At 37.3% G+C, this 15,157-nt stretch carries 13 protein-coding genes; 7 read left to right on the top strand and 6 right to left on the bottom strand.

The genetic code is table 11. From position 1 onward, the window contains the following. Nucleotides 1-4 precede the first annotated feature (4 nt). From nikA to LS41612_RS09840, 3 genes are all read right to left on the bottom strand, one after another. Complete coding sequence (nikA, locus tag LS41612_RS09850; protein WP_024361038.1) at nt 5-1,600, bottom strand: nickel ABC transporter substrate-binding protein; 1,596 nt, start codon at nt 1,598-1,600, stop codon at nt 5-7. Between the two features lie 170 nt (nt 1,601-1,770). After that, nucleotides 1,771-2,685 (bottom strand): S-layer homology domain-containing protein, encoded by a 915-nt coding sequence (locus tag LS41612_RS09845; RefSeq protein WP_024361039.1) that lies wholly within the window; start codon nt 2,683-2,685, stop codon nt 1,771-1,773. A 155-nt stretch (nt 2,686-2,840) separates the two neighbouring features. Continuing rightward, entirely contained in the window at nt 2,841-3,533 is a 693-nt protein-coding gene (locus LS41612_RS09840) for a YjjG family noncanonical pyrimidine nucleotidase (protein WP_024361040.1), read from the bottom strand. 394 nt (nt 3,534-3,927) lie between these two features. On the opposite strand from LS41612_RS09840, the gene yfkAB reads away from it, so the two are divergent. Next, on the top strand, nt 3,928-5,040 hold the full coding sequence (yfkAB, locus tag LS41612_RS09835; protein ID WP_029747077.1) for a radical SAM/CxCxxxxC motif protein YfkAB: 1,113 nt from the start codon (nt 3,928-3,930) through the stop codon (nt 5,038-5,040). Nucleotides 5,041-5,205: 165 nt separating this feature from the next. Here the strand turns inward: yfkAB and LS41612_RS09830 are convergent, their stop codons facing one another. Together LS41612_RS09830 and LS41612_RS09825 are read right to left on the bottom strand one after the other, a co-directional pair. Beyond that, nucleotides 5,206-6,204, bottom strand: coding sequence for an LLM class flavin-dependent oxidoreductase (locus LS41612_RS09830; RefSeq protein ID WP_024361042.1), 999 nt, complete (start codon nt 6,202-6,204; stop codon nt 5,206-5,208). Between the two features lie 75 nt (nt 6,205-6,279). Then, complete coding sequence (locus tag LS41612_RS09825; RefSeq protein ID WP_172583024.1) at nt 6,280-6,660, bottom strand: hypothetical protein; 381 nt, start codon at nt 6,658-6,660, stop codon at nt 6,280-6,282. 261 nt (nt 6,661-6,921) lie between these two features. On the opposite strand from LS41612_RS09825, the gene LS41612_RS09820 reads away from it, so the two are divergent. The 6 genes from LS41612_RS09820 to LS41612_RS09795 all read left to right on the top strand — a co-directional run bounded on the left by LS41612_RS09820 (nt 6,922) and on the right by LS41612_RS09795 (nt 13,054). Further along, a complete protein-coding gene (locus LS41612_RS09820; RefSeq protein ID WP_024361044.1) occupies nt 6,922-7,689 on the top strand; it encodes a TSUP family transporter in 768 nt (255 codons plus the stop codon). 119 nt (nt 7,690-7,808) lie between these two features. Then, entirely contained in the window at nt 7,809-8,327 is a 519-nt protein-coding gene (gene sigV, locus LS41612_RS09815) for an RNA polymerase sigma factor SigV (protein WP_024361045.1), read from the top strand. After that, nucleotides 8,320-9,210: an anti-sigma-V factor RsiV gene (gene rsiV, locus LS41612_RS09810; RefSeq protein WP_024361046.1), complete on the top strand. Its 891-nt coding sequence runs from the start codon at nt 8,320-8,322 to the stop codon at nt 9,208-9,210. Before sigV ends, rsiV begins: the two co-directional genes overlap by 8 nt. Nucleotides 9,211-9,319: 109 nt before the next feature. Beyond that, a complete protein-coding gene (locus tag LS41612_RS09805; RefSeq protein ID WP_024361047.1) occupies nt 9,320-10,444 on the top strand; it encodes an endospore germination permease in 1,125 nt (374 codons plus the stop codon). Beyond that, entirely contained in the window at nt 10,444-11,901 is a 1,458-nt protein-coding gene (locus LS41612_RS09800) for a spore germination protein (RefSeq protein WP_024361048.1), read from the top strand. The genes LS41612_RS09805 and LS41612_RS09800 overlap by 1 nt, the downstream gene beginning before the upstream one ends. Next, a complete protein-coding gene (locus tag LS41612_RS09795; protein WP_029747078.1) occupies nt 11,894-13,054 on the top strand; it encodes a Ger(x)C family spore germination protein in 1,161 nt (386 codons plus the stop codon). The genes LS41612_RS09800 and LS41612_RS09795 overlap by 8 nt, the downstream gene beginning before the upstream one ends. 72 nt (nt 13,055-13,126) lie before the next feature. On the opposite strand, the gene LS41612_RS09790 is transcribed toward LS41612_RS09795, so the two are convergent. Beyond that, complete coding sequence (locus tag LS41612_RS09790) at nt 13,127-14,878, bottom strand: ABC transporter ATP-binding protein (RefSeq protein ID WP_024361050.1); 1,752 nt, start codon at nt 14,876-14,878, stop codon at nt 13,127-13,129. Nucleotides 14,879-15,157: the final 279 nt, after the last annotated feature.

Genomic DNA, 15,157 nt, shown 5'->3' with positions numbered 1-15,157 from the left:
TTAGTTACTTCACCTCAAAATTTTTTAGAGGGACTTCATACTGTTGCTTCGAGAATGACAAATTAGCTAACTCATTATTCGCAACTAAATAATTTGTACGGTACGATAACGGCATGAAAATGGCTTCCTCATGAATTGTTTGAAAAATGGACTCGTACAATGCTCGCCGTTGTCCTTCGTCTGTTGAACGAATTACTTTCCCTATATTCGCTGTCAGTTGCTCTGAAACGGCCAATCCTTTTTGTGCGTAATAACCGATTTGCTTGTCACCTGTCATTGTGCGTATATACATATGCGGATCATAGGGTACTCCCCATGTATCATTCATAATCAAGTTGTATTGACCTGTTTTACTACGCATTTTGAAAAGTTGATCTTCTTCTCCAATCAACTGGACTTCTACGCCTATTTCACGCCATGCACTTTGTAAATATTCGAAAATGGTCTTATGCACTTGGTCACCGCTGTTATACGGTATTACTAACGTTAATGTTTGCCCATTTTTTGTGCGGAATGTAGCACCGCTTTCTAACGCCCAGCCTGCATCCTCTAGCAGTTGTGTCGCTTTCTCTATGTTGTAAGTATAATGTTCTAGTTTGATATCACTAAATGGAAAACCTGGTGCAAATAATGTATAGGCTTCTTGCTCTAAGCCGTTCAATACATAATCAATCATTGTTTGTCGGTCAAAGGCGTGTTGCAATGCTAGTCTTACATTTTTATCCTGCGTCACTCCATACGTAGTATTGAATGATAAAATTCTTGTAGAAGATGGCTCGGAAATCATTGTTTGATATTTTCCCGTTTTTTGTAACGCTTGGTATTCCGCAGGTGCAAGTTGCCCACTACCAAAAATTAAATCAATATCCCCTTTTTCTAGCGCCATCATTCGCGCTTGTGCATCAGGAATAATTTTGACGATTACTTTTTTTAACTTTGGTTTTTCTCCCCAATAATTTTCGTTTCGTGTAAACTCTGCAAAGCTATCTTGCTGATAGTCAGTTAAAATCCACGGGCCTGAACCAATCGGCTTTGCTATCCCATCCTTTGTCGTGCCACTCTCTGGGAAACCACTATCTGCTAACATACGCAGTGGACGAATCAGTGATAATTCTTGCAAAAATGGATAATAAGGTTCTTTTAAATTGATTTTAACTTGTCGTTCATCCACTATTTCCACGTTATCAATAACAGCAACAACTTCTAGCCAGCTATGTGCAGCACTATTTTCGACAACGGTATCAATATTTCTTTTTACATTTTCTGCAGTTAGCTTCGAACCATCTGAATACATTACATCATCACGTAATGTAAAAGTATAACTTTTACCATCTGTAGCCATTTCCCACGACGTTGCGAGCGCCGGTTGTATTTTTCCATCTTCTCCATAGCTCACTAATGGATCATATAGCATGGCTTGTGCAAACAGTTCATTTGGAGCATACATATGTGGATTAACTTGACCTATATCTTTGACCCAAGACATGGTCAGTACACTTTTTGGGTTGCTACTTGTGCTTTGTTTTTTATCCTCTGAATTTCCGCATGCAGCTAATATACTCAATGCGAAGATAAGTAGGAAACTAGACAATTTTCTCATAATTTGTTCCCCTTTCTCAAATAGTAATGATTACTATTATCACTACAATTTGCAATTCTAATTGATTCTTAACTTTTTGTAAAGTACTTATACAATAAAAAACACCTTTTCTTCCAATAAAGGAGGAAAAGGTGTGAAGGCCGTGACAGGCACGCAAACAATTCTGACAATTATAATCTACCTGCAACTTGTAAAGTTACTGCTAGCATTTTCGCAAATTGACTTCGAGTTATATAGTCGTTTGGACGCAGTGTTGCACTATCATCTAGCGCGCCAATCGCATAGAGTGTTTGCGTGTGACGCAGTAGCTCTCCTTGGAATGCACGACTATCTTCATAAGGTAATGTCGGTTCATCTTCATGCACAAAATCAACAGCATCCAATGTACGTCCGAGCATTAAAATTGCCTGTTGGCGTGTAATTTTGCCATTCGGATCAAAAATAGTTGGCGATTTGCCATTTATAATACCTAACGAATGCAAGGCACCTACATGACCAACGTACCACGATTTTTTTTGGTCTATATCTGTAAACTGTTTTGTTGGCATCTGCTGGAAGCTAAATGCACGAACGAGTAAGGCACTAAACTGTGCACGTGTTAAAGCATCGTTTACACCAAAATAATCAGGTGTGCGCCCTCGAATAATACCGCGCTCCGCCAAAGTTTGGATATAGCTACTACCTGTTGCTCTTGTTAGATCTCGGAAATAGATTTGTTCAGGGTGCACAAATTTCAGCTCTGCATTATTATGAATGGTTGCAACAACACGGTCCCCTTCATCTCGATAGGCAACAGGCTCTGTAATTCCCTTTTTAAACACTTGCTGTAGCACGCCAGTTTGACCATTTTTAAAAATGACAACCTCAAGCGGTTGACGATTATTGACAATATTCGCCTTGATGCTATAAACTCCATTTTTTTCAGTTGCAGAAATGGTCGCACCATAAGCGGAATATACTGTCATATTTTCCGTTTTCATATGTACGTAATTCGTCGGTTCGTCATAGGCAGATGCTTGCATCGGGCAAGCTATAGACGCCCCCAACAGTGTTATTAACATTGTTTTTTGAAAAATTCCTTTCATACTGGTCCTCCTCTTTTTTCTATTACTATCATAATAGATTTAAATGTGTAAAAATATAGTATTTTTAGCACATACTCCTACCAATCGTCATTTTTAAGTAATAAAAACTTCGCTCACTATTATAACTGCAAATAGTTGAGCGAAGTTCCTTCATTTTATTCTTGATTTAATAACAAATGCAACTCGTGCAATTTTTTAATTTCATAATGAGGTTGAATATCCGTTGCATTGTTAATATTACGAATGTTAAACCAACACGTATCAATTCCTGCTAGCAAACCACCTTTAACATCCGATGTTAGCGAATCGCCAACAATCATGGTCTTGTCTTTATCTAATCCCTCGATACGCTCAAAAACATAATTGAAAAAAGCTGGCATCGGTTTCTGATAGCCTGTTTGCTCTGAAATAAAAATCCCTTTAAAGTACTTTGCTAAATCTGCATCTGCTAATCGTTTATTTTGCGTCTTCGTCTTACCATTCGAAACGACATATAAATCATAACTACCCGCAAGCTGTGCAATAAGCTCATAGGCGCCATCAACATAATGATGCGCTTCCTGCAAGTACTTTTGGAAACCTGCTTCAAAATATTCTCCGTCTACCTCTATACCAAATTCCTTTAACGCGATGGAGAAGCGAGTATTATGTAATGTATTTTTTGTTACTTCGCCTCGTTCAAAGGCACGCCACAAGGACTCATTAATTTCTTTATAGCGGGCAATCATCTCTGGTGTAGTAGCAATATTTTCTTGTTCAAACAAACGGTCTAGTGCTGCATTTTCAGCCAAATCAAAATCTAATAATGTATCATCTACATCAAATAATAGTATCTCATACTTATTCAAAACGATTTCCTACTTTCTTTGTTACGGTCTTACCGCCTTGCTTTCTTTATCATAACGTTTTTTTGGAAAAATAGTAAACTATACACTCAGTCTTTTCTTTGCATCGGTGTATTTAAAGCAAACAGCCTTTTTACCGCTTCCTGTACTTCACTTAAAACATGGTTTGTATACTGTCAATCCATTTCCTTACCGCGCGTTAATATTTAGCCAATAAGTTCAACGTATTACATATAACCTCATAGAATTCTTTAGCGTTTTCTTATATGAACATTATTTCCTACAGAAAGATTAAAATACATCATTTACACGAAAAAAAGCTCTTTCAATAATTTCATATTTGAAAATAGTAGTGAATATGAGACAATAGAATGCTAGAAAGGAAGATGTACGAATTATGACGACCTTACAAACAATTACACCCCACTTTGATCCATGGGAAGCGTATTTAGATGTCGAACAACATGGGCACATGACCCTATCAAATATTGAATTTACAACAACAACTCTTTGCAATATGCGTTGTGCACACTGTGCAGTCGGCTATACATTGCAAAATAAAGATCCGCAAGCCTTGCCAATGGAGTTGATTACAAAGCGCCTGGATGAAATTCCACACTTAAAAACGCTTAGCATTACTGGTGGCGAACCGATGATGTCGAAGAAATCCGTGCAAAATTATGTACTCCCCCTATTAAAATACGCACACGCACGTGGGGTTCGTACACAAATTAACTCGAACTTAACCATTGAGCCAGAACGTTATTTACTCATTGCCCCTTATTTAGATGTTTTACATATTTCACATAACTGGGGTACGGTGGATGAATTCGTTGAAACTGGTTTTGCTATGATGGAGCGAAAACCAACTTATGAACAGCGTGCGGCTTTGTTCCAACGCATGATTGATAACTCCAAAATGCTTGCGGAACACGGCGTTATGGTCTCTGCTGAAACAATGCTCAACAAAAAAACATTGCCTTACCTAGAGCATATTCACAATCAAATTATCAACGAAATGCACTGTGCTCGTCACGAAGTACATCCGATGTATCCATCAGACTTTGCCAGCTCACTAAGTTCACTGTCTCTAGCGGAAACTCGCGCTGCTATTCATCATTTACTTGATGTGCGTGATGAAAATACTTGGATGTTATTTGGTACGCTACCGTTTTATCCATGTAGTACCGATGAGGAAGATCAAAAACTATTAAAACGTTTACGCGAGACGAAAAACGTGACAGTGCGTAATGATCCAGATGGTCGTTCTCGACTAAACGTTAATATTTTTACAGGCGATGTAATCGTTACAGACTTTGGCGATGCATCAGCGCTTGGCAATATTGCTCACGATAAACTACCTGCAATTTTCGATAAATGGATGGCGACAGATTTAGCCAAATCATTAAACTGCCACTGTCCCGCTGTAAAATGCTTAGGTCCGAACGTCTTAGTAAAAAATATGTACTATCAGCACACTACCTTTACGAGTGGCTCAGCAAAACTTTAAACACACAAAAATGTCCAATGCGCTTGAATGCATTGGACATTTTACTATAAATATTCTTTATATTGCGTTGATTTCTTGTTCTGTACTGTCGTGTTACGCTTTTTTGCAAAGAGCTCCTTGTTACAACCTATTTTCTGCAATTACCGTTACATTGTATTAAAAACATTAGTGTGAAATCAATTCTTTTGCCAGCAGTTTATAACAATTTAAGCGACTTTCCTGCGCATATTGATTGCAGTTTAGCATTACTTCATCAAAGCCATATTGCTCCTGCTCAGCTACTAAAAATGCCGCAACATCCTTCGGTGTGCCAACAATGTTGGCTTTACGATTATTTTCAATCATCATTTTATCCATCTCGGTCAATGGATAGTCCTGCGCCTCTTCAGGCGACATCGCTTGGATAATTTGGCCCTTCATCAATTGAAGCCGCGTAATATCAATCGGTTTCGCTAAGTATTCTGCCTCCTCTAAAGTATCGGCAACCGTTGTCGCATAAGTAACGATAATTTGCGGTTTTTCCATATAATAAGAAGGTGTAAAGTACGATTTATACGTATCAAAAATATCTTTAGACATATTGCCAGTAAAGAACTGGGCATACGAATAACCTACACCACGTTGCCCTGCTTGCATGGCACTTTGACCGCTTGAGCCAAGCAACCACGCTTCTGGTAATTGACTAATAGTAGGTGATGCAACGACTTGATCATAGACTGATTCGCCAGTCTTTTGGTTATTCATCAGTTTTAAAATAGTATCGAGTTTATCATATTGTTCATCAAAATGCTGTCTGCGTCCCTCGGCAAGTGCATAAATCGATGCATGGTCTCCACCAGGTGCACGGCCAACACCAAAGTCAATGCGATTTGGTGCAAGTGCACTTAATGTTTTAAAAACTTCTGCCAACTTGTACGGCGAATAATGCATCATCATAACGCCACCAGTGCCAATACGTAAACGTTTTGTTTTCGCAGCTAAATATGCCGCTGTTATTTCAGGTGCTGAGCTTGCCAGTGATGCGCTATTATGATGTTCTGCCAACCACATACGATTGAAGCCTAGTTCTTCACCTAAAAGCGCTAATTGTTCTGTCCGCAAAAATGCCTGTTCAGCACTATGACCTTTTGGTACAGGAATTTGATCTAAAATACTTAACTTCAATGAAAACACCCTCTCTGTCTGTATGCTCTCTTTACTACTGTAATATAGTAATTCTATTTTACAAAGTAAAAGCACTTACTGATAAGCGAGTTGTTTCATTTCCCATGTTTCATACACCATGCCAATAAGCGTTACTTTTTGTTGGGAATCAAGGACTTCATCGTTAAATTTCATTGCGAAAAGCTTAAATTCGTTCGCTTCCTCATTCACAACAAATTGCAAAATAGCATGTCCCTTTTCCTCTAAAAACACAATGTCCCCTGAAAGTTCAACAACATGTTGACCCGTTTTCGCCTCATAATAGCGCCAATAGGGTTCTGTAAAAGCATAATTAAAAGCATCACGGACTTTCACATCGGTAAAGTCAACTAAATAGCCCTCTTTTACTGAATCGATGTACACATTATCGGTAACATCCTTTTTCGCATTGAACACATAACCTACAAGCACTCCCATAAATACAACACAAACAAAAACCCGAAAATGATTTCCTAAAGACAAATGTCATCACGTCCCCTTTACGCAAAAACATCATTTTCTTCATAATACATTAAAATAGTTGCATAAAGTAGAAAATTTTTGTATTTTGTAGATTTTTTATATTTCCCTCACAATTGAACCATACTAAATGCGGTACTCAAATTTATTTCAAACTATTTACAGTCACTCTTTGTTCCGCTAATATCAGATTATTATTATAGAAAAGAGATGACGTTGGTGCCTTTTGATTTAGATTTGAATATTTTATTGATTCTTATTATTTTTGGCTTTTTGGCCGCATTCATTGACTCAGTAGTTGGTGGAGGCGGGCTTATTTCATTGCCTGCCCTCTTATTCGTAGGATTACCACCCTCTGCCGCTGTCGCAACCAATAAACTTGCTGGTACAATGGGCTCTCTAACAAGTACCATTACGTTTTACCGCTCTGGAAAATTAGACATCCGATCTGTCTACAAGCTATTTCCATTTGTTTTTATTGGCTCCATGGTCGGGGCATGGATTGTCCATTTAATCGATCCAAGTGTTTTAAAACCGTTAATGTTAATTATGCTAGCCGTTGTAGCCGTTTATACAATATTAAAAAAAGACTGGGGGGGCATTTCTACATATAATAAGCTAACACCTAAACGATATGCTGCTTTCATCCTTATTATTACTTTAATTGGTTTCTATGATGGTTTTTTAGGACCAGGTACAGGCTCATTCTTACTATTTGCTTTTCTAATAGTAGGCTTTGACTTTTTAAAATCAGCGGGCAATGCTAAATTTTTGAATTTTGGCAGTAACATTGCAGCACTTTTAATGTTTATCTACTTAGGGCAGATCCATTATACTTACGGCTTCGCTATGGGGCTTGCGCAAATTGCAGGTGCGATCGTTGGTTCAAAATTTGCTATTAAACGTGGGAGCAGTTATGTACGTAAGCTATTTATTGTCGTCACAATTTTATTACTACTGAAAAATACATACGACTATTTTTCATAAAATCCTTCTTACCTCTCACAGGAGGTAAGTTTTTTTTCTTTCTATCAACTTTTTCTCCACTTTCACACGTCTAGTAGTTGTATACAATTTGAAAATGTTAAAAAGGAGCTTCTTTGGACATGAAAACAAGAAATGCATTTCAACATGAAGAGGTGTTTGTCCAGTTAATTCGCGAACAGAAAGAACGATTTTATTTGCTAGCCTATAGCTATACGAAAAATGAGCAGGATGCACTCGATATAGTACAAGACAGCATTCAAAAAGCGATGCTTTCTCTCGATCGATTAGAGCATGTGGATTATATGAAAAGCTGGTTTTACAAAATCGTTGTAAGAACAGCAATAGATTTTTTGCGCAAACACAATCGCTTACAAGTAACAGACGACGACACACTACAATATTTAACACCTGCTCAAGAAGATATTTACGAAGACATCGACCTAGAGCATGCGTTAGAAGAATTACCCCAGATGTACCGTGAAGTAGTGATTTTGCATTACTTTGAGGATTTAAAGCTAGCTGATGTTGCCAGTATATTAGACATCAAGCTGAGCACAGCAAAATCACGCCTATATAAAGCATTAAAACTGTTAAAAATACAACTCCAAGATGGGAAGGGAGAAACCGCACATGGATAAAAAATTAAAAGATTTAAAAAAACAATATGAAGAAGTACCAATTCCAAAAGAGCTTGACTTTGTTGTGGAAAATGCATTAAAGCAAAGTAAAAAGAAGAAAAAAAATCGAACGCCACACTGGTTACTAGGAACAGCAGCAGCAGCTATGCTGTTTACCGCTAGCTTAAACGTTAGCCCTGCAATGGCACGTACGCTTTCGGAAATACCTGTTGTCGGAAGTGTTGTAAAAGTACTTACTTGGACTGAATACGAAGTGGCAGATGACACATATGAAGCGAATATTAAAGTTCCTTCTATTGAAAATTTAGAAAATCAAAAGCTTGCCAATACATTAAATGAAAAGTATCGTGCAGAAGGAAAAGCGCTTTACGATGAATTTATTGCAGATGTTGGAGATATAAAGGCGAATGGCGGTGGTCACTATGGTGTAGATAGCGGCTATGACATTAAAACTGATAACGATCAAATTTTATCGATAGGACGTTATATCGTCAATACAGTTGGTTCCTCTTCAACAGTTATGCATTATGATACGATTGATAAACAAAATGAAATTTTAATCACGCTACCAATGTTATTTAAAGATGACAGCTATATTCGTGTCATTAGTGACAATATTAAAGAACAAATGCGTGCACAAATTGCTGCATCGAACGAAGAAAAAGTCTATTGGGTCAAAGGTGCAGGCTTGCCTGATGAGGATTTAATGGATGATTTTAACGCTATTGACGCTGAACAACAATTCTATATTTCGGATAAAGGAAAGCTTGTCATTTCATTCGATAAATATGAAGTAGCACCTGGTTATATGGGCGTAGTAGAATTTGAAATTCCAACAGACGTACTGCAAAACAGTCTGGTAAGCAATCAATATATTCACTAAATAGCTGGCACTATCTCAAGTTTCATGAGATAGTGCCTTTTTATAACTTATAATCCTTCAACTTTTTGTCAATGCTAATATGTATCAAAACAGGTTAGAGGGTTTTTATATGAAAAGTGTCGGATCGATTAGTATTTTACATGTTGTCTTCCTAGCAATGACCGTTATTGGCTTAAAAAATCACGTAACAATTATGCCTCCATTATTAGAGGTTGCAAAAAGAGATAGCTGGTTATCCGTTATTTTCACTTTACTAATCATGTTTCCTTGGCTCTTTCTTTTAGTGTATATTCATAGAAAATCAAAACAAGAACCTTTAAAAGATTGGTTAAAACAAAAAATTGGAAAAGTCGGCTCGAATATCGTCATCTATACAATTGTGATTTTTCTTATTGTGATTGCAGCTTTTACAATGATTGAAACGTTACAGTGGATCAATACAACCTTTTTACCTAAAACACCAAAGTTAATTTTACTTGCGATTTATGTCACGCTTTGTATTTTGCTTGTCACAACTAGTTTACAAACAATTGTTATTGTCAATGTGTTCGTTTTATTAGCGGTCGTCGTATTTGGCTTTTTTGTCGCGTTTACCAATTTACAAGTGAAGGACCATGAGTTACTACGTCCTTTTTTAGAGCATGGTTTCCAACCAATTTTATCGGGGCTCATCTACCCCGCTTCCGGCTTTTCAGAATTAATAATATTTTTACTCATCCAACATCAAATTAAAGATCGTCTTCGTTGGCATCACTTTGCCATCATGCTAGTGATTCTAGCAGGGTTAACATTGGGACCTCTTATTGGTGCCATTACAGAATTTGGGCCCGCTGAAGCTGCTAAACAACGTTATCCTGCTTACGAAGAGTGGGGATTAGTAACTATAGGACGTTATGTAGAACATTTAGACTTTCTTTCTATTTATCAATGGCTTACAGGAACATTTATTCGTGTTGGATTTATTTTATACGTTGTAACGGACTTACTAGGCATGGTGGGAGACCACCAACGCATATGGAAAATGGTAGCACTTCCGTTCTTTTTCATATGCCTGCCACTAATATTATTAAATGAGCACATATTTCTAGAACTCAAAGGAAATTATATATTAACAGCTACGTTTATATTCTTTTTCTTACTATCCATTTTTTTAATGATTGTAGCTTTCATGTCAGGAAAAAAAGCAAACAAGTCTAAAGCCGATTACCAAGACACGGAAAGTGGTGACACCTGATGCCTTCAACAGAAAAGTCCTTAGATTTAAACCGCTTAAAACAGTTATTTGAAAAATCTGCTGACGTTTATTTTCAAGAGTATGTATTTAAGCAGCATCGAGTACAATTCGTCATTTGTGAGGCAATGATTGATCAGCAACTACTCCATGACGTGATTGTAAGGCGCGTTCAATCTCTTTTTGATCATTTAACAGACACATCACTGCAAGATAACGTCGATACAAAGTTACACATCCCTAACTTAAAACAAGTAACAGAAGAATCAGATGCCATTTCACTCGTATATACTGGCCACTTACTTCTTTATTTTGAATCCGATGAACTACTTTACGCAAGTAATATTGCCAAAAAGCCAAATCGTAATCCGGAAGAAACACGGATGGAAGTACTTGTTAAAGGGCCTCGAGATAACTTTATTGAAGATATTTCCGTCAATATTGCGTTATTAAGAAAACGACTGCCGACGAATTCCTTATGTGTTGAAAAAATGGAATTGGGAAAACGTTCAAAAACAACGGTTGCCATACTTTATTTTGGTGACATCGCCAACATGGACATTTTAAATAGTATAAAAGTACAGCTACAATCCGTTGATACAGATATTGTCTTTAGCGGTGATTTGCTTATGGAACGTGTCAACAAAAATACGCGATTTTTCCCGAAAACGGATTATACAGGACGTCCAGATTTCGCGATTCAAGCATTGATTCGCGGACGTTTTCTTATTTTTGTAGATGGTGTAGCGTATGCGGTTATCACACCGGTTAATTTATTTTTACTATTAAAATCAGGCGAGGATAATGAATATCCGATTGTTTTTAGTTCTCTGGAACGTTTACTACGTATATCAGGTATTTTTATCGGTTTGCTCTTACCTGCTTTTTGGCTTGCCTTAACGACTTATCATCAAAATCAATTACCTTTACTGTTTTTAGCAACAGTTGTGCAAGGTCGAACAGGTTTACCTCTTCCCTCTTCATTGGAAATGCTATTAATGCTACTGATGTTCGAGCTCTTTCGAGAAGCAGGTCTACGTTTACCATCTGTTATTGGCGGAACGATAAGTGTTGTTGGTGGTTTAATTATTGGTGATGCAGCCATACGTGCCGGTGTGACAAGCCCAGAAATGATCGTTATTATTGCTGTCTCTACCATCGCTTCCTTTACACTTGTAAATCAATCTCTCGTTACGACCATTAGTATTTTCCGTGTTGGTTTTATTTTGTTAAGCGGCTTCTTTGGGTTATTTGGCTTCTTTATATCCCTATACTTAACCCTTCTTTACTTATGTAATATAAGAATATTCGGTTATTCTTATATGCAAGTTGGCGGTGATTTAGACTGGCAAACCATTAAGAAAACACTTTTCCGTTTATCCCCTAAAGGTTACGCCAAACGCCCAAACTATATTGCTCCACAAGATCAAACACGTACGAGTGAGGATAAAAATGAATAAAAAAATACTCTGTATATTGGTAGTACTGACGACACTGCTGTCAGGTTGTTGGGATGTCACTGAACCACAAAGGATGTACTATATTCATGCACTTGGTATCGATTTTAAAGATGGTCATTATGAAACCTATATGCAAATTATTGACTTTGCCAATATAGCCAAATCAGAACAGCCTAATAATCCGCAAGCCCAACAAGCTGAAATTGGACAAGCCAAAGGTAAAACAATAGAAGATTCTTTTTTTGATTTATATCATTCCATTGATCAAAAAGCATTTTGGGGTCATATTACCTACATTATACTGTCAGAAGAAGTCATGAAAAGCAACAAAGTCAACCAAGTACTTGACTTTTTAACTCGTTATCGCGAAATGAGATACCAAATTTGGGTATATGGCACAAAAGAGCCACTCGATAAATTACTAGTCGTGACACCAATTAATAATAAAGCACTTACATTATCGAAACTCGGTGATCCATTAAATTCATTTAGGCAAGAATCTTTTGTTACACCGATTAATGTTCGAAAATTGGCTATCGGTCTAAATGAGCCTAGTCATGAAGTGTACTTACCTCTCGTCTCAATTGATAAAGAATGGGAAACGTCGAAAGGACAGACTGAATCAATTGAAATAAAAGGTGTTGCCCTATTATCGAATGAAGGCTATAAAGGGACTCTCACACAAAATAAAGCTAACGGTGTCAAATGGATGACCAATGAAACAATGCGCAGTGAAATCACAGGGCAAATTGGTGAAGGTGAAAATTCCTATGTAACCGTTGCTTTGGAACATATAAAAGTTCATATTACACCTATCGTAAAAAACGAAAATGTACAATTTGATATTGAAATCAAATTGGAGGCAACCAGCGTTCTTGGTATTACCAAAAAAATCACTACTAAAGAAATTCAGAAAGAGATCGAAAAACAAGTGGAAAAAGAGGTAAGAGAAACGTTTAAGGAAGCTATAGCGTTGGACACAGATATTTACCGTTTATCTGAACAACTTTATCGAAAAAACGTTAAAACGTGGAAAAAATTAGAAAAAAACGGAAAAATAGAGTTAACTGAAGATTCTATACGCAATATTAAAGTAAATGTTTACAAAATAAATCCTGGCAGAGGATCTTATACTGAAACAATTAGAAAATAGTTGTCAAATCAAACAAAGGCATCGAATCATTTCGCATTCGATGCCCTTTTACTTTAGAATCTTATATTCTACTTAGCATTCAATTGGTTGAATGGCTCTTTCACTATCGCCTTTGCGAAATTGAATATGATGAAGTTTCGCAAAAGTACCATCTTGTGCAACTAATTCCTCATACGTGCCGTCCTCTTCAATCCCGTTTTGTGTAACAACAAGCACACGGTCTGCGTTGCGGATGGTCGCAAGGCGGTGCGCAATAATAAGCGTTGTTCGATTTTCAGCAAGCTCTGCTAACGACTGTTGGATAATCATTTCCGTTTCGGTATCTAATGCAGAGGTTGCTTCATCTAAAATTAAAATCGGTGGATTTTTTAAGAACATACGAGCAATAGCAATACGTTGCTTTTGCCCGCCTGATAACTTTAAGCCACGCTCACCAATTTGTGTGTCATAACCATCTGGCAATTCAGCAATAAAGGACTCGAGATGGGCTCTTTTAGCAGCTTCCTGAACCTCTTCATCACTTGCTCCTAAACGTCCATATGCAATGTTTTCTCGAATTGTTCCTGTAAATAAAAAGACATCCTGTTGGACAATCCCGATTTGTGCACGAAGAGAGGCTTGAGTCATATCTCGCACATCCAAACCATCAATCGTTATAGCTCCCTGATGGACATCATAAAATCTCGGAATTAAAGAACATATGGTCGTTTTCCCGGCACCCGATGGTCCAACGAAGGCAATGGTTTGTCCTGCCTGTACATCAAATGAAATATCTTTTAAAACAGCTTTAGACGCATCATAATTAAAATCAACATTTTTAAATGAAATGTCCCCATATAAATGTGTTACTGGTTGTGCACCGTCTCGATCCTGAACCTCAGGCTCCTGCTCTAGCAACTCACGAAAACGTTTAAAACCCGCCATACCTTTTGGATAAAGCTCTAGCAACGCACTAATTTTATCAATAGGTTTAATCAGAACATTCGTATACAAAACGAAGCTGACAAGTCCCCCATACGATAATTTCCCATTAAAGCTTAACCATGCGCCCACAACAAGGACTACTAACGTTAACAAACGAGTCATCATATAGATGCTTGAATGCGCCCCTGCCATAATTTTATACGCGTATAATTTTGCAGAACGGAAATAGCTATTTTGTTCCTTAAAACGCTCCATTTCAAATGCTTCATTTGTAAATGATTTCACAACACGTACACCAGATACACTATCCTCTACGCGACTGTTGACATCTGCAATTTTTCCGTACAACGTTTTCCATGCATTATTCATCTTGATGTTACTAACCGTAACAAGCCACATTAAAAATGGCACCATAATGGCTGCTATTAGCGCAAGTGTTGGATTGATATTAAACATAATGACGAAAGCGCCCAAAAATGTCATGATGGCAATGAATAAATCCTCTGGTCCATGGTGAGCAAACTCTCCTATATCAAATAAATCATTCGTAATTCGACTCATAATATGGCCGGTTTTTGTATTATCAAAAAAACGGAATGATTGACGCTGCACATGATTAAACAGCTCCTGTCGCATATCGGTTTCGATATTGATACCAAGTTTATGCCCTAGATAATTGACGATAAAGTTTAATACTGTACTAAGAGCATATACTAGTAATAGCATAATACTCACTTTAACAATCATGCCCCAATCTCCTGTAGGAAGAAGCTTGTCAATAAACCATTGTACAGCTAAAGGAAAGGCTAGCTCTAGTATTGCTACGACAATGGCACTGGAAAAATCGATAGCAAATAATCGTTTATGTGGTTTGTAGTATGAAAAAAACTTTTTATACATATAGGTCTCCCCTCTAAGGTGTTAAAAAATTTCACTTATCATCATATAGTACCACTCATGAGAAAAATTAGGAAAAAATTTAGTATAGCACTACATTTTTATTTGCTTTTTGCGAACAACGTGCTATAATCCTTAGTAAGAAGAATTGAATAGCTTTTGACATTTTTGTCAAAGGGGAGTAGCTAGCAGATGTGAGCGATACATCTGATTTCACATTCGTCATTACATGGTAGCAGCCATCGGGTGTGATAGCAAACTCATCTAATGTCATACATAGAT

This window comes from Lysinibacillus sphaericus (assembly GCF_002982115.1).
GTDB classification, from domain to species: Bacteria; Bacillota; Bacilli; order Bacillales_A; family Planococcaceae; genus Lysinibacillus; species Lysinibacillus sphaericus.
Note: the sequence above shows the minus strand (reverse complement) of the source record. Positions and strands in the feature narration are given on the sequence as shown.